The sequence below is a fragment of the Neptuniibacter sp. QD48_11 genome (assembly GCF_047778095.1).
Lineage (GTDB): Bacteria > Pseudomonadota > Gammaproteobacteria > Pseudomonadales > Balneatricaceae > Neptuniibacter.
In genome coordinates this window covers 1,714,285-1,739,013 of the sequence record NZ_CP180551.1, presented here as the reverse complement: position 1 = coordinate 1,739,013, position 24,729 = coordinate 1,714,285, and the positions used below count along the sequence as shown (strand labels likewise).

Sequence of the window (24,729 nt, the reverse complement as noted above, 5' to 3'; positions counted from 1 at the left end):
GACGTATCCACTTAAGCGTTATAACGGCACCTTTTCTTATAATTTGCAGAAATATATTGAAACAGAACCCACTCAATGAATAGAATTGCTGCCTTATAATTCACTCATGTTTAATAAACACAAAGTATTTCCTTGTTAAACATAGAGTTAGCTCAACTTAGTAGATTAAGACCGTATGAATTCTTGTTTCTGACACACCGTTTATTGACCCCGGTCAATCGGTTTGTAAGAAATAGCATCTATATTGTCCTTCGGCTAAATTGAACAATAATAATAAATAAATGCGTGGTTACCGGTGAAGAAGTCCGCTACATCTATTCGTAGTTTCCTACTCCAAAGAACATTTATCTTTTCTGTTCTTGGATTTCTAGTTCTTGTTTCTGTTACTCATTATGCGTTCACTAAGAGTATTGAAAAAAATGCCAGCGTCATGGCCGAGCGTATTGCAAAACAGACATTTAATTCTATGTATCTGGTCATGAGTCAGGGTTGGAATAGACACCAACTAGAGCAATTCATGAAACAGATGGAGAAAGACAATAAAGACAGCGATCTAAGCGTCTCAATCTTTCGTGGTAATCTTGTAACAGAACGATTCGGTGAGATGGAATCACCAGCCTTGTCAGATACGCATCGTCAAGTGCTTGAATCTGGTCAATCGCAACTGGTTTCCACTGACGATAGCATCAGTTATTACTACGCCCTTAACGCCAAAGAAGTTTGCACCCATTGCCATACCAATGTAACCGATGGCGATACTCTAGGCATGATCGAGGTGACTCAAGAGTTAGATAAATCCCTACTTCACGCCAATCGTGAACTGATCTTAACCCTTATTCTTGTTTCCCCATTGCCGCTTTTACTCGCATTTTTAGCCACGCGACAAATCACATCTCGAATAGATAATTCCATAGAACAACTTGCCGATAGTATCGATAGCATTGAGTCAATTTCAGATCTATCTCGACTGGAAGAAGGTCGTGACAGGTTAGCATTCCGTGAGTTACAAGATATATTCTCCCAAGTAAAAAACCTCTCCTCCAAACTTAATGATATAGCGGTAGATAAAGAGCTACTTGAGTTTGAAATAAGGCTATTAGAAAAATTTGTAATAACCTCAGAAGTAGTTCGAGACTGGCGCGAATATGTAAACTTCCTGATCGTTGATATCAATAAGGTAATGAACGTTTACACTATGTTCTCCATCTTTAAGGTAGATAACGAAGTATTCGACCTAGAAGTATTCTGGCTGCAACCTCCGAGCGAGCGCACCCGTAAATCAATGGAAAGCGCCATCATGAAGCGTCTTGCTCAAGATGGCTCGCCATTCGAACTTATTGACATCAATATTCGCCACAATATGGTGAATGAGCATGCTGAACCGATGGATCTAGATGATGATGCGATTGAACTTCAATGCAAATCTCTTCTGGTAGAAACGCCTAAGATTGGCGGTATTGTCGGTATCGGAGTTCATTCCGATACCATCCAAGACACAACCAAGTTACTTGTTCTCGAGAGTATTCTTTCTACCCTGCTTAACGTAGTCGGCTCTGTCCGTGCGATCTACAAATACACCAAAGATCTAGAATACTATGCAACACGAGACCCCCTAACCAACCTCTATAATCAGCGAATGTTCTGGGAGCTGTTGGATTATGAATTAGACCGTGCAGATCGCCATGATTATAAAGTAGCGCTATTGTTACTTGACCTAGATAACTTCAAGAGCATAAATGACGGCTATGGTCATAGCTGGGGCGATAAGCTCCTAGCAGATTTCTCCGAAGCATTACAAAACGCATTAGGCAAAGACGCTATCATTGCCCGCTACGGTGGGGACGAATTTGTGATCGTATTACCAGAAAGTGATGTTGCTCACGCAGCGCAGGTGGCTGAAACCATTTTGCTTACGAGCCGCAATCATTCTCTATATTACGATTCAAATACTTTCCTTAAGTTAACAGGCTCTTTAGGTATGGGCATCTACCCTGATCATGCCAAAAATAAAAAAGACCTGTTTATGTTCGTTGATAATCTGATGTATCGAGCGAAGAACTCGGGCAAAGATCAAATCGCACTGCCTAATGAGAACGAACTAGTCGATATCTTTAAAGAGATGTCAGACAAAACCGTATTAGTAACGCAAGCGATTGAGCGTAAAGAACTGATTCCAGCTTTCCAACCTATTGTCTGCTCTAATACTGGTGAAATACATGCTGTTGAAGTGCTAAGTCGTATCAAGCTTTCAGGCGACAGGCTGATGAGCGCTAGCGAATTTATTGAGATTGCAGAGTCTATTGGCAAGGTCCACCAGCTGGACTATATCGTCATGGATAAGGCTTTTGAGCAAGTTCAAGCAACAGGTTACGAAGGTAAGATCTTCATCAACCTCTCTCCGCGCTCAATCATCATTAGTGACTTTATACCGACCATTAAGCAACTAGCCGAAAGCCACGCTATCAACCCAGAGAGCGTTGTTTTCGAAATAACCGAACGAGATACCGTCAAGAATATCTCCGTATTAGAAAGCTTTGTGATGAGCCTGAAGGACAAAGGCTTCAAGCTTGCGATCGATGATTTTGGCTCTGGCTTCTCATCCTTCCACTATCTCAAACATCTGCCAATCGATTATGTAAAAATCGAAGGTGAATTCATCGCTAACATGGCAAACGACGCCCGTGATATGGCCTTTGTAAACAGCATCTCTCACCTATCTCAAGAACTCAATGTCGAGACTGTTGCTGAGTTTGTTGAGAGTGAAGAAGTATTGGAATTGGTTGAGAAAGCCGGCATTACCTATGCGCAAGGATATCATTTAGGCAAACCAAGCCCTGACCTTGAAGGCATATTAAAAACGACTGAAGTTTTCGTACGCTAAAAACTCAAACAGCCTGCCAAAAGCTTTTGGTAGGCTGAATACTATGTAATATTCCAGGTTTTCGTTAACTAAAAGTCTTGATATACAGCGCCTCAACTTTATCTCTTGCCCATTGAGTACGACGCAAGAATTTGAGAGAAGACTTTATTGAAGGATTATTGTAGAAACAGTTGAGTTTAATCTTTGCATCTAAACCTTCCCAACCATAATGATCCACCAAACGAGTCAGTATTTTCTCTAACGTCAGACCATGCAGAGGGTTATTGGGTTGCTCTTGGCTCACTGCTAATTCCTAGTACATGAAAATATACAGTTATCTTATCAGAATAACCCCAGAGCATGATGATTATTAAAAAGAAAAGGATCATTAGATTATCGCCCTATCTATTGATGTGGGGCAAGAAGCATCGGTTATAGAACAAAGAAGAAAGCTTGATCAACAAACCCAACCAACTTATGGTTGAGAATCATGTTCTAATATCTCAAATTGATAATAAAAACATCAAAATACTGACCCTAAGAATAAGTATTAATAGACCAAGCGGTAATGCCTATATATTAGCGCTTCCTCTATTCTGTATTGAATAAATAGAATTACAGCGCACTCAACGCCACAAACACAAATTCAATACCTACAAGGCTACATTGAAGTCATTCGATAGCAGTACGGAGTTTACGTTTGATTAGCAAAAAGATCCGCCAAGTTTTTTCTGATTTATCCCACTCTCCACTTGCGCAAAAAACTTTGCTACAGATGAGTATTCGTCTCTCTGTTGTCATCACCCTTGCCGCTATAATCAGCTATGCACATATTTTTGGCATTTTGCATGATCAAGTCGAAGACAGCCTCCGAGTTTACATCACCGAGCGAGGCGAGAAAGAAAGTCAGATTTTCCTCAATGCCCAGCTCAACCACCGATTATTTGAAGAACAATTTTTAAAGCAATGGCCGGAGCGCTCTAAACAAACCGAGCCCCAAGATTTTGATCTATTATTTGAAAAACGTTCTGATCAAACCCGTAGACTAAGCAAAGAAGCTTTTACCGGCATTCACCGCCCTGATGGCACCATTAGCCAGCATATCAGCGCATTTATAGGTACCAATGCGCCGAATACCAACGAGTTCGCCAATAAACTGCAGTTAAGTTACCAATTAATCGATCGCTACGCCGATGCCTTTACACAGCACTATGCCAATCTTTATGTCTCGATGCCGGAAAACGTTAATATCGTATACTGGCCAAATATTCCTTGGGGGGAACAAGCAGAATCGAACTTAGATGTAACCATTGAAGAATGGGTATATATCTCTACCCCGCAGAACAACCCTCAGCGAGACCATGCCTGGACAGGATTGTATTTCGATCCTACCGCTAATGAATGGATGGTATCCCTGGTTACGCCTGTCGATTATAACCAGCAACACCTGATCAATGTCGGTCACGATATTCTACTTAACGACCTGTTCGACAGTGTATTCAATGACAAACTGCCAGGTACTCACAACTTTGTTGTCAGACAAGATGGCCGCATCATCGCCCACCCCGATTTAACTGATGAGCTAAATCGTACTAAGGGTATTCTTCATGCTGAAGACAGCAACAATTACACTATTGCCAATCATGTAAACGAAGTACTCTCTTACGCAGGAACTCATAACGAGTCGACCTTCATACTAGAACCGGATTCGGCCAATGCCCTGCTCGCCATCACTAAAATAGATGGGCCAGATTGGTATTTTGTAACCGTTTACCCTAAGTCACTACTTTCATCTACAGCATTGCAAACCGCCTATATTGTTTCGGTAGTGGGCATCCTATCTTTGATAGTTGAATTGGTCATTTTGTTCTTCATCCTAAAAGGCCAAGTAATCTATCCTCTAGGCATTTTTAGACGCTTCTCAAATGCTATGGGCGACAATGATTTTGAAGCAATCAAGGACGTTAAGCGCAGCTCTATCGCAGAGCGTAAAGATGAAATGGGTGAACTGGCCACCACCATGATTACAATGGCCGAACATATAGAACAACACCAAATACTGCTCACAGACGAAGTAAACACGAAGACTCGAGAGCTCAGCCAAGCGCATGAAGTACTCAAATCTGAGGCGCGCTCTAGAGAAGAGATCACCCGTTTACTGCAAACCATCGCCAAAGATGTTTCAGGCCTTCAAGGATTAACCTATTTTGAAACTCTAGGTGAATTCCTCTCAAATACACTCGATGCAGATATGGTTATCATTTCTAAGCTTTCTGAAGATAAAGAAAACATCGATGCCCTTGCTGCATATATCGACAAGCAAAAAGTTGAAAACCTTAGCTACCCTCTAGCAGGCACCCCCTGTGAAACAGTAATTGAAGAAGGGTCGATGGTATTTAATGGTAATGTTCAAGAACTATACCCAGACGATGAAGACCTATTTAAGCTCGACCTCAAATCCTACATCGGCACCCCAATGTACGATGGTAAGGGTCAGGTAATTGGCCACCTAGCGGTCTTAAAACGAAATGTATTTGAACAAACAGGTAAGACGCAGCTAATAATCGACTCGGTTACCTCTCGCGCAGCTAGCGAGCTTATAAGAAACGTACACGAACAGATCATCCATCATCAAGCTCGAACTGACGCCCTTACAGGTTTATATAACCGTGCAATGTTTATGGATCTGATGTCTCAAGCGATCCACTCCGCAGCCCGCCATGCACGTAAACTAGCGGTTATCTTTATCGACTTTGACAATTTCAAACTCGTCAATGACCAACTTGGTCACAGTGAAGGCGATAAATTACTCATAGAAGCAACAAGAAGGCTTAAAAGCACACTACGCAGTGAAGATATTCTTGCACGCTTTGGCGGTGATGAATTTATTGTCCTACTTCCGCAAATCGATGATAGCCAGTCAGTCGAAGCCGTAACACGCCACATGCAGAAGCTACTGGCAAAAGACGTTCAGCTCGATACCACCGCACTAACCATATCCTGCAGTATGGGTGTTGCCATCTACCCTGAAGATGGCTCAACAACCGATACCCTTATCAATCACGCCGATACCGCCATGTATCGGGCGAAAGACTTGGGGCGAAACAACGTTCAGTTCTTTACCGAAGATATGAACGTTCGAATGGAGTTACAGCGCGAACTAGAACACGACCTGCGCCAAGCGATCAGCAAACAAGAATTTCAGCTTTACTATCAGCCAATCATCAACATCCAAACTGGAGAAGTAGCTAAAGTTGAAGCATTGATACGATGGCAACATCCTCAGCGCGGCCTAGTATCACCTGATCAATTCATACCCTTTGCCGAACAAAGCGGTCAAATTGTCCCGATTAGCGAATTCGTATTAAAAAAAGCCTGCATTGATCTGCCGAAACTCAAAGAGCATTTCAAATCTCTTAAAAGTGTTTCTATCAACTGTTCGGCCCGTTTATTTCAAAACAACACCTGGGTTCAGGATATTAGAGATACGCTAAATGAATGCGCGGTTAGCAGTGACGAAATAGAGTTTGAAATTACCGAAAGCTTGTTCATGGATAGCCATGATCAATCTGTTATGCAAACGCTGACAGAAATTCACGATCTCGGCATCAGCATTTCACTTGATGACTTCGGAACAGGGTACTCTTCCCTTTCCTACCTAAAACGAATGCCCGTTGATTGCCTCAAAATAGACAAAAGCTTTATTAAAGATGTACTCACGCAACCTGAAGAAAAACAACTGGTAGCAGGCATTATTGATCTAGCTAAAAACTTTAACCTAGAAGTCGTCACTGAAGGTGTAGAAACACAAGAGCAATACCAACTTTTAACCGAGATGGGCTGTGACCTTGTACAAGGCTATTACTTCTTTAAGCCTGCCCCTTTAGACAAGTTGCTCACTGAGGATGCAGAACTAAATCTGAAGTGAGTTTGTTGGCGATTTACGGTGAAATTTATAGACATAATGACTCCCACGAGGTGCTGACCTCCGTCCTCTCGTGGGTTAGCTGAAAGCCAGCAGGAATCAGTGTGCCTGTACTTGACAGCGGGAGTCATACCAACGCTCGTGGCACGGGCAGACGCGTAGCGGCTGTCCTAGCCAGCTTTGCTGGCGAATGTGCCCACCCTTGTTAAGTTTCAATTGTTTTAATTCCATTGGTATCTTTGAGTAATTCAGCGATTTTATATAGTTCTTCATACCCCGAGAGAGCGACTCTTTGTCCATTTTTAAGATAGAGATCGAGTCCGCTAATCCCATTAGTGCCTTTGATAACCTTTACTTGGTCTATTTCATCAAAGGGAATTAGTGCTTTATAGTTTTTACTGGGCTCAACTAGCTTCAAGCCTTTCTCGTTCACTTCGATATATTTTTCAGCTTCGTTATTAAATGTCTCGAAAAAGTAATCTCGATATAAAAGTGTAAAATACACAACGAAACAAACAGCGGCAGCAGCTGCCCATCCACCTCTCTTATTTTCAATATATGCGATAGCAATTAATAGCCCGGCTACAGGAGCCAAGGCTAAAAGCATTTTATTAATAGCAACTGAATTTTTTCGTGTGAACTTCATCGTGTGAGACTTAACGCCTGCCGCAGCCGCGGACAAAATGGGCGCTTGTTTTGCGGCTTTTTGCAAAACAAGTGACCGTTTTGGCAGTCGGTTGCCGGCACTTGTTAAATGCATTGCATTCTCCTCGAATCACTGTAACCTAATAAGCTCTTCGTTTTGTCAATTATCCTTGATACTTGGCTTAGCGCTCACTTTTGAGGCGGCCAAATGACAGACCTACGCGTATGCTACCAAACTATTGAGTTTGGAAATATAGATATTCACCTTTGCACGTTACGTAACAAGCAAGAGTTTCACGACCCTGATGGGGTTGCCGAAAAACTGGGTATTTGTTCTGCTGCATGGCCTATTTTTGGAATTATTTGGCCATCAAGTTTAGTACTCGCGCACCACATGAGTAATTATGATATTGGCACCAAACGAGTTCTTGAAATTGGGTGCGGAACCGCTCTGAGTAGTCTATTGCTCAATAAAAAGAATATCGATATCACAGCAACTGATTATCATCCTGAAACAAATAACTTTTTAAACAGAAACACAAAGCTTAATGGGGACAACGCAATACCTTTTGAAAGAACTGGCTGGGCAGATAACGATGATACTTTAGGACGCTTTGACTTAATAATAGGCAGCGATCTGTTGTATGAAGATGTACACGTCGAATTACTCACAGGGTTCATTCAGGAGCACTCAAACCCACGGTGCGAGGTCATAATCGTAGATCCAGGTCGGGGTAGAAAAAACAAATTGGCAAAAAAACTACTTGATCTTGGTTATGTATCAACGTTTTCTAAGCCAGAACATACCGATTATTTAGATAACGATTTTAAAGGCGATATTCTAACTTTTTTGCGCCCAGAATAGGCATTTAACGCCTAAAGCAGCCGCGCAGTTTGCGTCGGATGCCTTTGATTGTTAGAGGGCCGGTAATACATAGCTGAATGACTTAGTATTAATAGTGAATTTCACCCTCCTACTTTCAGGTAAATACTCAACCACTTCAGATATCGACTTACCTTTAAAGAAATCCCCTACTTCATTTTCTTGCAGAACACGACTAAATATAACCCCTTGGCTTGGGCGGTTTTCGCTTAGCATTGGCACTTCAACATTAATACGATAATAACTTTTGTGTCTAAGCTCTTTTGCTACGTAAACCCTACTAGTAATAGTTGCAAGTAAGCACGTGTCACCTAAGTAATGCTGCTTTGACATACCTGTGATCTCAGCTTCCTCGAGAGAAAACGGTTCAACATCCGCATATCGATAATATTTACTTGAGTAGAACTTTTGAGAGCACTGCTTTTTCTTCTCAAAATGATCTCTTTCAGTGATTGGTAAATATCCCCACTCTCTAGCGATACTAAAAGAGTCATCACCAGAGCTGCATGCAGCCAATGCTAGTGAAACAAGAACAACGGCAAATACTTTCATCGCGCCTCTCTAACGCCGCCATAAAGGGCGGAGCGCATGCGACGTCCAGCCCTTAGGGCGATTTTTGATGGCCTTGTTAAAATTCAACATTAGAATGGCATACCCTCATTAATCGAATAACCTTTTGGTATGATCTGCTTCCCAACGAGATCCGGAATCCACTGCGCATTTAGATATTTAACGGGATCAGCAATAATGTCTGTCCAAACTGCGCCAGGAAAAACAGTTAAAGACCAATGATCACAATCCCAAGCTCCATAAAGTTTTTCTTTAGGAAGCCAAAGTAACAGAAACTCTGGATCATAAGCTTCACAGGTACTAGAAAGACTTACTGCTGGAACTTCGTAGTACCCTTCATTGGCTTCAGGACAAACCCAAACCACGCCTTCGCTTAGTTCTTCAAGAGAATGTAAACCGATAAAACCTGCTTCGGCTTTGGTGTGGTCATACTCGAGTTGTAGACCTTGACGGAGAAAATCCTTTAAATCTTTTTCGATTTCCATTCGATTTCCATTTTGAGTTTTAACGCCCAACATAAAGGGCCGCAGCGCAGCGGCGGTCCAAGCCCGAAGGGCGACTTTTGATGTTCTTGTTATGTGTTTTCAAGAGATAATTTACTCACGAATGCCTCGAGCTCTAACGGGAAAGTATTTTTCAAGTTCCCGAAATACAAACTCAACTCATTGTTTCCTTGTATATGACACGCATATGACTTTTCCATGGGAAGAACCCCTGCCTCATCTAAACCTTCAAACACTATAGTGTGCTCGTTTGTACCGTTAGGCCTTATAACAACCCAATATCCAGAGATGTCATAATCATTCCCTTGTAATTCCTCATCAATGATCCACTTAGACTCGGCCAAGTTTCTCTTCAATAGATCGAGATGCTCAATGCTCATAAGGACACATAACGCTCAAAGCAGCCGCGCAGTATGCGTCGGATGGCTTTTCTTGTTAGCTGCTGACGTTTTACCAATTTTTCAGCGCCCGTTTAATTTGTTGAGTATCAGATGTAAGAACTGCTTCAGCGCACCAATTTAAAAAGTTTCGTACTACAGTGCGCTGCCTAGAGTTACACCGGTGCTTAAAGTTTAAATAGGTATAGTCTGCTTGCTTACACCGCCCATACTCTGCTAGAGCATTGGTGGTATACATTTCAACTAAACCTTTATCTTTATTCCTAACAACCCAAAGCATGTAAGCAGGCACATAAGCGAAATGATCAAAGTCAGACTCTATCTCCAGTAAGTTTTCATGGCTTTCGATAAAATCATCAGACAAAGGCTCTGACTCAACTTTAGGAAACGCATCCCTGATCTCTTCTAGTATTTCCATATTGCCTCGGTGAAGCAGCTAACGCCCGCATTTGCGGCTGGTTTGAAGCGCAGCGGAAAACCAGTCCGACAACATGCGCTTGTTAGGCGCTTTCGTTACGCTGAAACTGATCTGAGTACCAGTCGCTTATTAGTGTCTTTGATTTAAAAAATACCATTACAAATAGGAAAATGGACTTTAAAGGTATATTTTCTATTCGTAGTAAATGAGTTCTGAATGTGGCATTTTCAACCTTTACTCCTTGAGCTAGATTTCCCATGTAGCGGTTTTTGGCTGCATCTCCTTCATAAACATTTATTGCTAGATCAAGATGATTTACTGTCGACTCGCTAAAAGGTGTGCCCATTGCATCGTCAGTGTCCAGGTGAATACACCTTCCAATTGTGATTCCTACATCAGAATCTTTTTCTGAGAGCTCCTCAATCATCATGCTGAGGTTTCCATCATTGTTTCTCTTGGCAATTACGTCAAGGCGACGAATTCCTTCAACTTTATATTCCCAGTATTCTTGGTGGGATTCTTTCGATGGCTCTTTGGGATACAAAATATATGAAGATCCTTCTTTGCTTCGCTTATGAATATTGAGGTTTTTCCACCAATTTGGGTTTGCAGGTATTAATATTTCTTCATTTATCTGAAACAGCGGCTGTGAAGAATATCTTTTAGTCGGATCGAGGCGTATAAATATCGGCGAGCTAGGAAACGTTTGTTTGCATAGCGAGTAGAGTGCAGGATTCAAATATCCATCTGTTTTAAAAAAAATACCATTTCTTTTAAATATTTCTGAGCCTTGTATATTTTCAAAATATTGTGAGTCAATAAGCTCTAAATCAGGCGACCCAGTAGAAGTCTTTCGGATACAATCAAAGAAGTCTTCTTCCCCAGAAAAAAGGGGTTGTTCAATTTCATATCTTTCAAACGATCTGCGAAGTAGCTTTATCTTCAGATCATTTCCAATATCAAACATAAATGAGAATAAAGCTAGCCTCTCAGAGGAGGTAAATTCGGTAAAAAATCCTATCTCTAGATATCCACCTAATTTCTCATAATCACTAGGGCAAAGTATTTCTTTTCGAGTATCAATGATCTCTCGCGACAATTCAGGGGATCGAATTAAAAGGTCTTCTACGTACTTTTGATTTGAAATTGATCGGTCAATGCAGGCGTTAACCCCACATTTTACTTGGTTAAAATACTCATCAATATCCATAATTTTTTCGATAGCTCCTGAACGCCTAACGCTGCCATAAAGGGCGGAGCGCAAGCGACGTCCAGCCCGTAGGGCGAATTTTGATGGCCTTGTTATGCATTTAGCCGCCACCCTGAAAGCTTAAGTTGGTACATAGTGCCCAACCAGATTTATTACTTTTAAGTTTAACTTTACATGCCCAGTAGTCTTTACCGTAGGTATCTTTTAACACCAATACCTCTTCGCCTTTTAGAAGCGTGGCAACAGGATTAACTGGCTCTCTGTTTAAAGACCCTTCATAAGCTGCATCTTCTTCTTTCTCAAACACTGACACTTGATGCTTTGAAGCAACAGCTAGTCGATCACTTGAGCAACCAGTAAAGGTAAAGGCTTGAGCCACAATAAAGTAATTCAGCTTCATTCTGTTACCTATGCATAACGCCTAAAGCAGCCGCGCAGTATGCGTCGGATGCCTTTTCTTGTTAGGTTTGAATACTCGCCAAAATTTCAAAAGCAAACCATATATAGAAGAAATCGAATAATAAGCCGATCCAGCGAGCCAAAGTATTTTTGTGCTTAGCGGTTGAACAAATGTAGCTTGTGTATGTTGTTCTACCACTAAAAAAATTCCTGATTTCTATGCATGCAATACCCAAAAATATTAAAGCACCGTACGCATATCCAGGCACTTCATTTGCTAAAAATATAGATCTCAAAAACACGAGACCGAAAAGAAAAGCGAGAATATAGCTAGTTAAAACACCCAGCTTTTTGGTCGTAGGGTTTCTCCCCATTGATACATCAGTAGCCCATAGCCACATAGAATTTTCAGGAAGTAATTCACGAACTGGAAGTCCTGCCTCATCATCTATAGCTTCACCGTTCTGTAAAGCATATTGCCTTTCTTTAACTTCAGTAGGATTCAATACAGCAGATGAACGACAATTAATGCAGTAATCCTTACCTTTGTCGTTAGGCGTATTGCATACACGACATTTCCAGTTGTAATCCATAATGAAACCTAACGCTCAGCTAAGTGGCGCGCAAAGCGCGTCATTACTTAAGCGCCTTGTTATGTGTTTATTAAGATTCACCGTCATCATCACTGTTGTTATCAGAAGGGTTCTCTAATTGACGATTGCTGTTCACCTCGCCCCAGAAGATAATATCTAAAAACAGCCAACCCAAAAAACCAGCTATCACCGCCCCACCAAAGCCATATTCAATATAGGAATTGAGGTTTAAGACACCAGGTTCTGAATTATTAGCTACATATATAATTCCGATAAAGAAACCTAGTACAGCCCCAATGGTTAAACCTTGCGTTCTATATTTAGATTCGACTTTATCAGGTTCCATGCTTAAACCTTTATTAGTGGTGACACATAACGCTTAAAGCAGCCGCGCAGTATGCGTCGGATGGCTTTTCTTGTTAGCTGCTAATCGAAATACCATGAAAAAATTACTCCACCAATAGTGTCAGGAAGCCAATACTTCACCTCTTTCATTTCATTACTGCTTAATTGCTGTAAATTTGCAGTTTCAACGTTAGCAGTTAATTCAGATCTAGATAAAAAACGCCTAACTTCGCACAAATTACTTGCTGCATTTTCGATGCTGGGTTTATCAATGAATATAAACTCGTCGGCCTCTTTGAGGGCAAAAGCAGTTAAAGGAACAAAACAATTTTGGAGAATATAAAACTCGTTATCCCTATCACTGACTAGTGCAGCATAATAATTTTTCGGGTAATCATAATCGAACACTTCTAAAACATTTAGAGCACCATAACCCTGCAAGCTGAAGCAGAATGCTTGGAAGCTTTTAAATGGCAGCCTTCCTGTGTCGTAACCCGTGAAATTTCGAGGTAATTCCATTTTCTCTCACACAGCTAACGCTTGTGGCACGGGCAACCGCGCAGCGGTTGTCCAAGCCAGCTTCGCTGGCGGATGTGCCCACCCTTGTTATAAATCAAACCCCAGCCCGTCGTATTTTTGTCAAATAATAACTAATACCGTTGGCCCTCAAAGCTAAAAATATTCCAGCTATTAACTCTACGCTAGGGCCTATTAGATATGTTACATAGCTAGCAATATCTGGGTCTGATGCATAAGTTCCACTCCATATTCCGATAAATGAGGTGGATAATTGAGAAACAGCAGAGATAATAAAGAAGACACCTAAAACGCTAAACAGCACTTCTTCAAGGTCGGGCTTAGGGGAGTCAGTATCAGGGAATTGCTCTATGACTGAATTGCTCAAGTTCCAGAGTTTGCGAGTAATGAACCAGGCAACTATAAGGGTAATAGCAGTAACAATAGCTGGTAATGTAGGTGTTTTATCTAAATCAGGAAGAGTAGCGTAAAGCCCCCAAATTGATGGAATAGAAACCACTGCCATCACTATGAAATAGATGGCAAAAAGTTTGAAACAAATTGCCGAAATTAGCTTCCCGCTCACATTGTGCTCCTTGATTTATAACGCCTCAAACACCGGCGCCGTTTACGGCGTCCGAGTGCTTTGACTTGTTAAGTTTTTTCTTTAGCCCTGGTGCAGTAATTAGTGGCTCAAGGTCACTCAGATTTTGAATGCCATTTAGAAATGGAACTGCATGATTGAGCAACATAGACTTACCTTTGTTATTGAAATCTCTTTCGAAGCCCTCTCTAGTCTTGCAAAACAATTGGTCAGCTCTGACACCTACGCCAAACTTAGAATGAAGGTAGCCATTGATTGGGCATCCAATTTCGTCTGGGTGTTTGGCTTCAAAATCCTCATCAAAGCTAGGATGGAACGCGAAAACCATAATGTCGTACTTAGGCTTTCTTAGTGCTCGCCATGCGCTGATGTAATGATAAATTCCGTCTTCTGTTTTTCTCCAGAACACGGCCTTTTTAGAGTTAGAACAAGTAAACCCATGCTCTGATAGAGCTCCCCCGAAGAACTCTTCTATCAGTTTGTATCTTTGTGCTGTGGTTAGATCTTTGCTCATTACTATCCTTGAAACTTAACGCTCAGCTAAGTGGCGCGCAAAGCGCGTCATATTTGAGCTGCTTGTTAAATGGCATAGCCGCCAAGCCTATTAATAGTAAATGCAACATACTCTCCAATAACCTTTCGGTCGTTGGTATGAAATACATCTTCTTCTATTAATACCCCACAATCGACCATGACAGGGTTTATAGCAACAACTTTGCCATACGCTCTGTATTTCCAACCTTGTATTTGCTCAAGGCACTTTTTCCTTTCTGGATTTCCTTGAAACAAGGATTCCCACGATTCACCTTCATTAACCAAGTTTGAGAACTCAAACTCAAAGGTTTCTCCAAGTTTAGGCATAGTGTCTGCATCATGACTGATTTCATCCATCACGCAGTACTCACAACCGTCTATTTGAATAGATGCCTCAAGATATGTGCCTTCTGACGAAATAAGAGTCGCTTTCATAGTTGCTATTTAACAGCTAAATATATGACAGATTGACGTGTTTAAACACGACAATTTGACATATATCTCCAAGAATATAAATTAGAAAAGTTTTGCAGATGTTTGATTTTCATTAGCTTTCCTTGCTTTAAAAATTTTGAGCTTTGTGAAAAAGCGTCAATTTGACGTACTATCCTTGCACAACATACAAACGGATGAAACACTGTATATAAAAACAGCACAAGGATGTGTGTTATGCCCTCACCTTTTATTCAATTAATTCGCGATCATTTGCGTGCACGCCACTACAGCAAACGCACTGAGCAAACCTATATCTACTGGATTCTCAATTACATACGCTTCCACGACAGAGAGCACCCTAATAACCTAACGACTGTAGACATAGTCAAATACCTAGAGCATCTTGCTCTTAAACAGAAAGTTTCCCCTTCAACTCAGAAGACAGCATTAAATGCCCTCATGTATCTGTACAAACAGGTACTTGGCTGGGATCCAGCATCACTACAATTAGGTGATTTTCATCGTGCTCAAACACCCAAAAAACTTCCGATAGTTCTGTCTAAGTCCGAATTAAGGCTTATATTCTCTAATTTACAGGGGGAGTATCTAGCTTGTACGAAAATGATGTATGGCTCAGGATTAAGATTAATGGAAGTATGCAGGCTTCGAATTAAAGACATCGATTTTCACAGTCTCTCTGTCACTGTAAATGATGGCAAAGGCAGAAAAAATCGTATAACTACATTATCGGAAGCCTGCGTTGCTGATTTACAAAGACAAATAGAGATATGCCAAGCCTATTACCAAGAGGATAGAGAAGCTGAACATTGGGATGGGGTCTATCTGCCCTATGCTCTTTCAAAAAAATATCCCAATGCCCCTTTTGAATTTGCATGGCAATATTTGTTTCCAGCTAAGGCTCGCTCAGTCGATAAACGTGAAAACAATGCGATCAGAAGGCATCATATTTATGACCGATCCTTACAAAGAGCGTTTAAAAAAGCAGTCTTAGCATCAGGCATCAATAAACCTGCAACCTGCCATAGTCTTCGCCATAGTTTTGCAACCCACCTATTAGAACGCGGCGCAGATATCAGAACCGTTCAAGAACAACTAGGCCATAGCGACGTAAGAACCACTGAGATCTACACCCATGTACTTAATCGCGGTGGTCGAGCTGTTATTAGTCCATTACAAGATATATAGAAACAGTTTTTAAGAGCTAGATTCAATCTAGCTCTCAGATTAGCCGGCCATCGAATACTGTTCTTCCAACCTACTCGTCCCCAACCCGCTCATTTTCTTCACTTTGATTTGCACGGGGATGCGCTCTTTCATTGCTTCGATATGGCTGATAACACCAATCATCTTGCCTGAGGCATTTAGGCTATCCAACGCATCTAATGCTGTATCTAGGGTTTCGCTATCTAGGGTACCGAAACCTTCATCCAAGAACAGTGAATCGATACTGGTTTTCTGACTAACAAGATCTGACAGGGCCAATGCTAATGCCAAGCTGACTAGGAAGCTTTCACCGCCTGATAATGTTTTGGTATCGCGAACGGTATCAGCTTGCCAGGTATCCAGTACTTGAAGCTCTAGAGCACCCGATTGTTTTCTCTGCAGCATATAACGACCATGCAGACGTTCTAGCTGTTTGTTCGCTAGGTGAACCAAATGATCAAGTGTTAGGCCTTGAGCAAAGCGGCGGAATTTATCTCCCTTTTGAGAGCCAATAAGGGAGTTCAAATAGGAAAGATCATCATATTCTTGTTTTGACTGCTCTACCTCAGCAAATAGCTGCTGTTGCGATTCACGGCGCTTTTCGTTGTCTTGTAGTAGTGCAGTGCCTTCGCCCTTTTGAAGTAAAAGCTGTTTAATCTGATTATCTAGCTGAGCCAACTCTATAGCGATTTGCTCACCATTGATCTTTTCATACTGCTTTTCTAATCCCAACTGCTGTAACTCTATTAGTTGCTGCTCAGCTTGTTTAAGTAAAGTTTCAGAATGCTGTTCAGCTTTGGCGATCTCTTCGCTTAGCGCTTTTAACTGCTGCCTCTCTTCGTCAGAAATTAGGGCATCGAGGAGTGCCAGCTCAGAATCAAATGGACTACCTTCTAGCGCTTGTTGCCATTTAATTTTCTGACTACTAAATTCAGTTTGGAGTAGACCCAGCTGTTGTTCTTGCTCAGTAATCGTTGTCTGCAAACGTGTTAACTCGGTTTCGTGCTGTTTATGTGTAGCTGATACCTGCTGGTGGTTCTGCTCAGTTTTGTCTATCTCTGCAAGCAAACATGAGCGTTCATCGGCAACTGATTTATCACCAAATAGCGTCCTACGCGTCGCTTGCTTTTCTGCCAGATCCTGTGAGAGATCATTAAGACTGTTTTGCTGATCAGTACAGAGTGCAGTTTGCTTTTCTAGCGATTGATTAGCCTGAGTTAACTCAACCGCCGATGTTTCTTGGATGCGATTTAAGGTTTCAAGGCGCTGCTGTAACTGTTGTAAGTTAGCGATTTGGCTTTCTAGCGTATTTAACCAATCCGTTAGCCCTTGTTCGGGTAGCGTCAGTCGTAATTCAGTCACCTCTTGAGATAGACCTTGCTTAACTACAGCGATCTGCTCGTTAAGCTCTTGTAGACGCTGTGTATCTTTAAGCTGCAACTGAGTTAGGTTTTCAAACTCTTTGTTGCACAGTTCTAAATTGGCTTGAGCTTGCTGTAAGGTCTGTTCTGCCTTATGGATCCCTTGCTGTTGTTGATTGATCTGCTCACTAAACTGGCGCAGCTGTTCGATTTCAGCTTGCTGATTACTAAGCTGCTGCTCGAATTGTGTAATTGCATAATCTAGCTGTTCAGTCTGGTTGGCCTCGAAAGCAAAACCAAACAGTTGCTGTAAAACTTGCCACTCTTGCAAGAGCTGCTGTAACTGCTCATTAGTCTGCTGCAGGCGGGTTTGAAGGCCAACTATCTGTACGGTTGTTAATTGGTTGTAGCGCTCTCTTAGTTGAGTACCTTGAGTCTTGAGCTGATCACGCGCGTGTTCAGCCATCACAAAGCGCTGCTCGGTTTCGCCCATATCTAGAGGTTGATAATCAGCCACTAGGGGATGCTCTTTTGAGCCGCACAGCGGACAAGGCTGATCCGGTTGAAGCTTAGCCCGCTCTGCTTCGAGATTTTGTATTTGGCGCTCTTGCTCTAACAGTCGCTTTAAATCTTTGAACTGCTGATCTTCCCTCTGATACTGCTCACGAAGATTAGTGAGATCACCTTCAATTTTCTGAGCAGTAACCTCCAGCTGACTTAACTCATTACTGCAAACAGTTTGCTCACTTTGCAGCTGGATATACTGAGCAGATAGATTCTTCGCCTGAATAAAGCTTGCTTGCAGCGATTGTTGCTGGCTGTACTGTGCTTCGATATCGGCTAGTAGACGGCCATTTAATAGTGCTTGCAACTGCTCCTGAGTGTTCTTAAAGCCGTCGATCAACTTCTCTTTTTGCGTGGTACTTTCAGATACATCTCGCTGTAAATACTCAGTTTTTTGTTTTTCCGTATCTATTTGCTTTTGTAAGCCTGAAAGGTGATCTGTCAGGTTTTTAACTTCAGCCGTATGTTGATGTGTTTGCTCTAGCTGACTACGCCATAAAGGGATACGCTCTGCAGCACCTTCAAGATGACAAAGTTCGGCTATTTGATTTTCAAGCTGCGAGGTTTCAGCCTTGGCTTGATTAATTTTGTCGTTAATCTGTTTTTGTGCTGTTTTCTGCTGTTCTAATTCAGACTGATGCTTTTTCAGTTCAGCAGTAGCGCTCTCTTTTAATTGAGTAAGCCGTTCACACTCAGCATCCAACGGCACTACTTGCTCGTTAATCAGCGTTTCTTGTTCTGATTGATGCTGTTTAGTCTGTTTTAGTTTTAGCTCTGCTTCATTAAGAGATTGCGCTGAGCTTTTATGTTGATCGGTAGCCGACACTAATTGAGCTACATTTTGCTCTTTAATCTGTGCAAGATCGTTAAGCCGTTGCTTTGCACTTTGATAAAGTTGGTACGGAGCTTTTAGTTTCTCAGCCGGTTCGCTCACTGCTAACTTTTCTAGAGAGCCTTTAGCCGTTTCTTTACGCTGCTTAACGCCTTCCTGTTCAGCCAAAGCGCTTTGTTTTTGTTGCTCAGCTTTTTGCAGATCAGTCCACCAGAGTTCCTTTGATTGCTGTTCGCTCTGCTCTTTCTCTAAGGTTTTAAGTTGTGCACTAATCGCTGATTGTTCGGATTTAAGCTCAGCAATCTTCTCATCCGATAACAACTCAACACCTTTAGCCTGTGCTTCGAGTTGTTTGAGGTGGTTATCTGCCTCTTTAAACTGCTCGTATACCTTCTCTGATATCAAGCTGTAGATAGCCGTACCGGTTAACTCTTCCAGCAAACCGGCTCTTTCATTGGCATCAGCATTGAGAAACGCTGCGAACTGGCCCTGAGAGAGCATCATAGATTTAGTAAAGCGGTCAAAGTTTAAGCCGCTAATTGTCTCGATTAGCTCATTCTTCTGCTTAACCTGCGAAGCTATAATTTTACCTTCACCGCTTTCGCCTACCTCTGCCAATTCGACTTTGGCTTCTTGTAGATTGCCGTCGACTTGATCCCTGGAACGACGTTGACTCCAAAAAGAACGATAGGATTTTCCTTTTACTTCAAACTCCACTTCAGCCAGCGCGTCTGCTGTACCGCGGGTCATTAGCTCATTAGTGCTTTTAGAGATAGTCCCTAAACGTGGCGTACGGTGATACAGGGCCAAGCAGATCGCATCTAAAATAGTCGTCTTACCGGCACCTGTTTGGCCTGTGATGGCAAAAAGACCATTATCGATAAACGGAGATTGAGTAAAATCGATCTTCCACTCACCCTTCAGTGAGTTAATGTTTTTAAAACGCAGCGTTAATATTTTCACAGGCTATTCTCCTCTGCTGTATCCGAAGCTAAAGCAGAGAAAAGATCGTCTTGATCGATCTTAGTGTCATTTAGCTGTTTAGCCTGCTCAACTTTTTCCGTTTTGCCTTTTGCGTGCTTGTTTTTAACTGCAATGGATTTTGGCTCATCGGAAGAATCACTCTCTAAAGAAAACAGATTTAGAGTGTTATGGTCTTGGTCTTTTTCCTGTCCAAGCTCTTCTGATTTTTCAAGTGCAGTGTGCTTACTAGGATCCTCTAAATCCTCTGGTTCTGAGCGATCTTCTTGCTCTTGCTCTTGCTCTAGGCAGTCATGAGCAGGATATACCGGTGTTGAAGAAAAGAACTCATCCGCTGGCTTGCTGGCAGGAAGATCATTTTCAGACTCTACCGTCGTTACGATCTGGCAGAAGCGATCTTTAAGTCGTTGAATACGGTTTTTTTCGGCTTCGGATTCGAAAACCTCATCGTTAAGCCTACGCGTGAAAACCTCATAAGCATTCAATTCAGAGAGCGTCTCTTTCTCCTTACTGACCAAACCTCGCTGGGTCTGTTTGCGGGCCCTTCTTAGCTGCAGTACCTCAACGTTTAGATTTTGGGTTAATTGCTCAATACGTTGGGTAAGATCATTCAGGTAATCTTGGGTTTGAACCTCAATCGATAACCAAACAGGAAGTTCATGCTGTTCAGCCTCAAGCTCAGCCAATTGCGCTTTAATCGAATCAAGATCACCCTTGATACTCGCCATAGGTTGGAAGGTTGGTACTAGGAGCGGTGTTATTTCTTTTAAATGGTTTTGTTCAAATTCAACCATCAATACCTGCTTTTGCGTACCGATCTCATCAAAGCTTAAAGGGATAGGCGAGCCGCAATAGCGAATATGTTCAGACTTAGCGACTATCTGTGGGCGGTGAATATGGCCTAAAGCGATGTAATCTGCTGGTGGAAAAGCACTGGCTGGAAATGCCTCTAGATTACCAACATAGATATCACGAACAGACTCGGAGGTTTTAACACCCATTGCCGTTAAATGACCCGTAGCAATGATCGGGATCGACAGCCCAAGCTCTTTTCGCTTTTGATCAGCCAGATCATAGATGGCTTGGTAGTGTTCTGCGATTGCCGTGCCTAATGAATGCGCTTTATCTTTAGCCGATTGATCAGCAGCACTTTGCATCACATCACGAGGACGAATATAAGGAATTGCACACAGGATGGCAACCGGTTCACCTGAGCGATGATTCAAGGTAATAATCTGCTGCTCAAGTTCTGATTCAACACTCGCTATGACTTCCGCATTGAGATGTTTAAGCAGGCCTTTAGATTCATTCAGCGTAGAAACAGAGTCATGATTACCGCCTAAAACCACTAACTGACAATCGAGTTTATTTACTTCGATAACGAGTTGATTATACAACTCTCGCGCATAACTTGGAGGCGAACCTGTATCGTAGATATCACCTGATATTATTAACGCATCTATTTGATTTAATTGAACTTCATCTAATAGCCATTTAATAAATTCTTGGTGCTCGGCTAATCGACTTTTTCCAATAAAGTGCTGACCTAAGTGCCAGTCAGAGGTGTGTAAAATGCGCATTAAGTAAGGCTCGGCAATCCATAGATACAATGAAACTTCACCTCCATTGAGGTGAAGCTCATATTATATTGTTACCGCTTTTAGCACCATCCATAGTCTCTGCAATATGGTGGAGTTAGCTAGGTAATTTTTCAGCGGTTAGATACTGTATTAATGCCTGTTCAGCATTAGCACAGTGATAGGTATCTTCGTGTTGTTTGAGCGTTTGGTAGGTAACTTCAAAGACACTGTCGCTAATCACTAGCACAAGGACATCGGTCTCATCCTCATCATCAGCACTAGCCTCCTCTGGGTCATCTGTGTCGAATTGATAAAAGCCCGCCTGCGGTATATCCATATCCTCTTCGAAACCATCGAGATAGTCCTCAATAGACATCTGATGAACTTCGAGCACTTCATCAGCACTGAATTCGAGAATCGAATAAGTTTTGGGTACTGAAAGGAAGTCACGTTTTACCGCATAACACAGCACCAAACTTTGATTGCGACCCACTTGTCTCAGTAGATAACGAACATCAGATTGAGGCTCTACTTCTGGTGCAGATAAATTCTTGATAATTGAAAATGTAATCACGGATTAATCTTCCAAAACGTAAGATGGCAGATCGGCTTCAGCAGGAACAGGTGTTGGTACGCCATCATCATCGATCGCTACAAACTTAAAAATAGCCTGCGTCACCTTTTCACGTTTTCCAATACGACTACGGCGCACCCAAGCTTCAACGTGAATCTCCATCGATGTACGGCCTACTTTTACAATTTCCGTGTAGACGCCCAGCACATCACCCACTTTTACTGGACGGATGAAAGACATGCTATCTACCGCCATTGTTACTACGCGAGTTTGTGCGCGCTGGCCTGCACAGATACCCGCCGCAATATCCATCTGCGACAACACCCAACCACCAAAAATATCGCCTGAAGGGTTGGTATCACCTGGCATAGCCATTGTACGTGTAGTCAGGCGGCCCTTTGTAACTTCTTGTGTTTGGTCTTGATCAGACATAATGCATGGTCCTACTTCTTAGATGGAGGTCTGTTATTCCAATATGTATTTATTACTATACCTTGGTCTATAGGGTTTTGCGTAAGTTGTTTTATGCTCTTGGACTAGAAAGCGACGCTTCAACCTTTTACCTACATTCGCTTATTGGCATAATACACACAAAATTTATCTCCTTACTCGCTCCTTAAGAGCGCAGTCATCTATAGCGGATCTAATATCGTGTTAACCACAGCAAATATCACCATGCAGTTTGGTGCTAAACCTCTATTCGAAAACGTTTCAGTTAAATTTGGCGAAGGTAATCGCTACGGTTTAATTGGCGCCAATGGCTGTGGTAAATCCACATTTATGAAAATCTTAGGCGGAGACCTAGAACCAAGCGCTGGCAATGTTTCCAAAGGGCCAAACGAGCGTATCGGTAAGCTAAAACAGGATCAATTCGCTTACGAAGAATTCAGCGTCATGGATACCGTTATTATGGGCCATGAAGAGTTGTGGGCTGTTAAATCAGAACGTGACGCTATCTACGCTAATCCAGAGATGACTGAAGAAGATGGCATTCGTGCAGCAGAGCTCGAAGGCGAGTTCGCTGAGATGGACGGCTATAGTGCTGAATCCCGCGCAGGTGAACTGCTATTAGGTGTAGGTATTCCAACAGAACAGCACTTCGGTCCAATGAGTGAAGTGGCACCAGGTTGGAAACTCCGAGTACTGCTTGCTCAGGTGCTATTCTCTGAGCCAGATATCATGCTTCTGGATGAACCTACCAACAACTTGGATATCAACACGATCCGTTGGCTAGAAGGTGTTCTTAACGAGCGTAACTGCACAATGATCATCATCTCGCACGATCGTCACTTTCTTAACAGTGTATGCACGCATATGGCTGATTTGGACTACGGTGAGCTGCGTGTTTACCCGGGTTCCTACGATGAGTATATGACAGCCTCTACTCAGGCACGAGAACGCCTCCTTGCTGATAACGCTAAAAAGAAAGCACAAATTGCTGACCTTAAGAGCTTTGTTAGCCGCTTCTCTGCCAATGCTTCTAAATCTAAGCAAGCAACGTCACGAGCACGTCGTATAGAGAAGATCGAGTTAGAGGAGGTGAAACCTTCTAGCCGTCAGAATCCATTTATCCGCTTCGAACAAAACACTAAGCTACACCGTCTAGCTCTAGAAGTAGAAGGCTTAGGTAAATCTTTTGATGAAGAGTTGTTTAAAGACCTTAACCTAATGGTAGAGGTTGGCGAGCGCATCGCTATTATCGGGCCTAACGGGAGTGGTAAAACCACCCTATTACGTTGCCTGTATGGTGACCTTCTACCGACAGCTGGCGAAATCAAGTGGTCTGAAAACTCTGAGTTTGGGTACTACGCTCAAGATCATGCAGCTGATTTCGAAGAAGATAAAACACTGCTTGATTGGATGGGGCAATGGGGCCAAGAAGGTGATGATGAGCAAGTTATCCGCGGTACGCTGGGCCGCTTGTTGTTCTCACAAAAAGAGATCAATAAGTCGGTTAAAGTGATCTCGGGTGGTGAGCAAGGCCGTATGCTATTTGGCAAGATTATCCTTCAACGTCCAAATATCATGCTGATGGATGAGCCAACCAACCACTTGGATATGGAATCGATTGAATCCTTAAACCTTGCCCTAGAGAACTACCCAGGTACGTTGATCTTTGTCAGCCATGACCGCGAGTTTGTATCATCTCTAGCAACCCGCATCTTAGAGATCACGCCTGATGGCATTGTCGACTTCCGAGGTGGTTACGAAGATTACCTGAAGAGCCAAGGCGTAGAATAAACCTAAGCGCTAATGCCTAAAAAGCCTGATTGCAGTTAACCTCAATCAGGCTTTTAAATTTTTACCCTTTGCATAAATAACTTTCAATTATTTGGTGAGCTTTATGATTATCGTCTGCCCTACCTGCAATACATCTAACCGCATTCCTGATGACAAATCACATGTCGACGGCAAGTGCGGTAAGTGCAAAGGTCCGCTACACACCCATCAACCAGCTGAGCTAGATGATCAATCTCTTGAAAAGTATGTAGGTAGTAATGAGTTACCTGTCATCGTAGATTTCTGGGCAAGCTGGTGTGGTCCATGTCAGATGATGAAGCCCATATTTGAGAAGACTGCAGCTGAATCAGAAATACTTCTCTTTGCAAAAGTAGACACAGAAAAAGCACCACGTACTAGTCAAAATATGAATATCCGTAGCATCCCTACCCTTGTGATGTTTCAAGGAGGCAAAGAGATTGATCGTGTTGCGGGTGCACTCTCAGAACCTCAGCTAAAGCAATGGATATTGCAAACCCTACAGAAGGCGTAAAA

General features: G+C 42.3%; 24 protein-coding genes. 6 read left to right on the top strand and 18 right to left on the bottom strand.

Translation table 11 applies throughout. The features are described 5' to 3' along the window. The first annotated feature begins 295 nt into the window (after positions 1-295). Positions 296-2,881, top strand: coding sequence for a putative bifunctional diguanylate cyclase/phosphodiesterase (locus tag ACMXYU_RS07925; RefSeq protein WP_415901033.1), 2,586 nt, complete (start codon positions 296-298; stop codon positions 2,879-2,881). 64 nt (positions 2,882-2,945) lie between these two features. Here ACMXYU_RS07925 and ACMXYU_RS07920 read toward each other — a convergent pair whose 3' ends face one another. Continuing rightward, complete coding sequence (locus ACMXYU_RS07920; protein ID WP_415884575.1) at positions 2,946-3,164, bottom strand: VF530 family DNA-binding protein; 219 nt, start codon at positions 3,162-3,164, stop codon at positions 2,946-2,948. Positions 3,165-3,560: 396 nt separating this feature from the next. On the opposite strand from ACMXYU_RS07920, the gene ACMXYU_RS07915 reads away from it, so the two are divergent. After that, positions 3,561-6,788 carry an EAL domain-containing protein gene (locus ACMXYU_RS07915; RefSeq protein WP_415901032.1) on the top strand — a complete coding sequence of 1,076 codons (3,228 nt, stop codon included), beginning with the start codon at positions 3,561-3,563 and terminating at the stop codon, positions 6,786-6,788. 202 nt (positions 6,789-6,990) lie between these two features. Here the strand turns inward: ACMXYU_RS07915 and ACMXYU_RS07910 are convergent, their stop codons facing one another. Further along, positions 6,991-7,545 (bottom strand): hypothetical protein, encoded by a 555-nt coding sequence (locus ACMXYU_RS07910; protein ID WP_415901031.1) that lies wholly within the window; start codon positions 7,543-7,545, stop codon positions 6,991-6,993. Positions 7,546-7,638: 93 nt separating this feature from the next. Here ACMXYU_RS07910 and ACMXYU_RS07905 point away from each other — a divergent pair, with 93 nt between their 5' ends. Next, positions 7,639-8,295, top strand: a complete 657-nt coding sequence (locus ACMXYU_RS07905; RefSeq protein ID WP_415901030.1) for a class I SAM-dependent methyltransferase — start codon at positions 7,639-7,641, stop codon at positions 8,293-8,295. A gap of 51 nt (positions 8,296-8,346) precedes the next feature. On the opposite strand, the gene ACMXYU_RS07900 is transcribed toward ACMXYU_RS07905, so the two are convergent. The 12 genes from ACMXYU_RS07900 to ACMXYU_RS07845 all read right to left on the bottom strand — a co-directional run bounded on the left by ACMXYU_RS07900 (position 8,347) and on the right by ACMXYU_RS07845 (position 14,838). Further along, positions 8,347-8,865 (bottom strand): hypothetical protein, encoded by a 519-nt coding sequence (locus ACMXYU_RS07900; protein ID WP_415901029.1) that lies wholly within the window; start codon positions 8,863-8,865, stop codon positions 8,347-8,349. An 89-nt stretch (positions 8,866-8,954) separates the two neighbouring features. Then, a complete protein-coding gene (locus ACMXYU_RS07895; protein WP_415901028.1) occupies positions 8,955-9,368 on the bottom strand; it encodes a hypothetical protein in 414 nt (137 codons plus the stop codon). Positions 9,369-9,457: 89 nt separating this feature from the next. After that, positions 9,458-9,766 carry a hypothetical protein gene (locus ACMXYU_RS07890; RefSeq protein ID WP_415901027.1) on the bottom strand — a complete coding sequence of 103 codons (309 nt, stop codon included), beginning with the start codon at positions 9,764-9,766 and terminating at the stop codon, positions 9,458-9,460. A 70-nt stretch (positions 9,767-9,836) separates the two neighbouring features. Then, positions 9,837-10,202, bottom strand: coding sequence for a hypothetical protein (locus ACMXYU_RS07885; protein ID WP_415901026.1), 366 nt, complete (start codon positions 10,200-10,202; stop codon positions 9,837-9,839). Positions 10,203-10,284: 82 nt separating this feature from the next. Then, on the bottom strand, positions 10,285-11,523 hold the full coding sequence (locus ACMXYU_RS07880; protein WP_415901025.1) for a hypothetical protein: 1,239 nt from the start codon (positions 11,521-11,523) through the stop codon (positions 10,285-10,287). Next, positions 11,513-11,812, bottom strand: a complete 300-nt coding sequence (locus ACMXYU_RS07875; RefSeq protein ID WP_415901024.1) for a hypothetical protein — start codon at positions 11,810-11,812, stop codon at positions 11,513-11,515. Before ACMXYU_RS07875 ends, ACMXYU_RS07880 begins: the two co-directional genes overlap by 11 nt. A gap of 61 nt (positions 11,813-11,873) precedes the next feature. After that, a complete protein-coding gene (locus ACMXYU_RS07870) occupies positions 11,874-12,404 on the bottom strand; it encodes a hypothetical protein (protein ID WP_415901023.1) in 531 nt (176 codons plus the stop codon). Positions 12,405-12,474: 70 nt separating this feature from the next. Then, positions 12,475-12,750: a hypothetical protein gene (locus ACMXYU_RS07865; protein ID WP_415901022.1), complete on the bottom strand. Its 276-nt coding sequence runs from the start codon at positions 12,748-12,750 to the stop codon at positions 12,475-12,477. A gap of 80 nt (positions 12,751-12,830) precedes the next feature. Continuing rightward, positions 12,831-13,268 (bottom strand): hypothetical protein, encoded by a 438-nt coding sequence (locus ACMXYU_RS07860; RefSeq protein ID WP_415901021.1) that lies wholly within the window; start codon positions 13,266-13,268, stop codon positions 12,831-12,833. A gap of 94 nt (positions 13,269-13,362) precedes the next feature. Beyond that, a complete protein-coding gene (locus ACMXYU_RS07855) occupies positions 13,363-13,851 on the bottom strand; it encodes a hypothetical protein (RefSeq protein WP_415901020.1) in 489 nt (162 codons plus the stop codon). Positions 13,852-13,876: 25 nt separating this feature from the next. Beyond that, a complete protein-coding gene (locus ACMXYU_RS07850) occupies positions 13,877-14,383 on the bottom strand; it encodes a hypothetical protein (RefSeq protein WP_415901019.1) in 507 nt (168 codons plus the stop codon). 65 nt (positions 14,384-14,448) lie between these two features. Next, positions 14,449-14,838: a hypothetical protein gene (locus tag ACMXYU_RS07845; protein ID WP_415901018.1), complete on the bottom strand. Its 390-nt coding sequence runs from the start codon at positions 14,836-14,838 to the stop codon at positions 14,449-14,451. Positions 14,839-15,072: 234 nt separating this feature from the next. On the opposite strand from ACMXYU_RS07845, the gene ACMXYU_RS07840 reads away from it, so the two are divergent. Next, positions 15,073-16,044: an integron integrase gene (locus ACMXYU_RS07840; protein ID WP_415901017.1), complete on the top strand. Its 972-nt coding sequence runs from the start codon at positions 15,073-15,075 to the stop codon at positions 16,042-16,044. Positions 16,045-16,083: 39 nt separating this feature from the next. Here ACMXYU_RS07840 and ACMXYU_RS07835 read toward each other — a convergent pair whose 3' ends face one another. The 4 genes from ACMXYU_RS07835 to ACMXYU_RS07820 form a co-directional block, all read right to left on the bottom strand. Next, positions 16,084-19,782 carry an SbcC/MukB-like Walker B domain-containing protein gene (locus ACMXYU_RS07835; protein ID WP_415901016.1) on the bottom strand — a complete coding sequence of 1,233 codons (3,699 nt, stop codon included), beginning with the start codon at positions 19,780-19,782 and terminating at the stop codon, positions 16,084-16,086. Continuing rightward, complete coding sequence (sbcD, locus tag ACMXYU_RS07830) at positions 19,779-21,380, bottom strand: exonuclease subunit SbcD (RefSeq protein ID WP_415901015.1); 1,602 nt, start codon at positions 21,378-21,380, stop codon at positions 19,779-19,781. The genes ACMXYU_RS07835 and sbcD overlap by 4 nt, the downstream gene beginning before the upstream one ends. Positions 21,381-21,495: 115 nt before the next feature. Then, complete coding sequence (locus ACMXYU_RS07825; protein ID WP_415901014.1) at positions 21,496-21,954, bottom strand: hypothetical protein; 459 nt, start codon at positions 21,952-21,954, stop codon at positions 21,496-21,498. 3 nt (positions 21,955-21,957) lie between these two features. Then, positions 21,958-22,386, bottom strand: a complete 429-nt coding sequence (locus tag ACMXYU_RS07820; RefSeq protein ID WP_415884817.1) for an acyl-CoA thioesterase — start codon at positions 22,384-22,386, stop codon at positions 21,958-21,960. A gap of 219 nt (positions 22,387-22,605) precedes the next feature. Between ACMXYU_RS07820 and ACMXYU_RS07815 the strand changes: the two genes are divergently transcribed. Next, complete coding sequence (locus tag ACMXYU_RS07815) at positions 22,606-24,195, top strand: ABC-F family ATPase (protein WP_415901013.1); 1,590 nt, start codon at positions 22,606-22,608, stop codon at positions 24,193-24,195. Positions 24,196-24,298: 103 nt separating this feature from the next. After that, the gene (gene trxC / locus ACMXYU_RS07810; RefSeq protein WP_415901012.1) at positions 24,299-24,727 is read left to right on the top strand and encodes a thioredoxin TrxC; all 429 of its coding nucleotides are present in this window, start codon (positions 24,299-24,301) and stop codon (positions 24,725-24,727) included. The last annotated feature ends 2 nt before the right edge of the window (positions 24,728-24,729 follow it).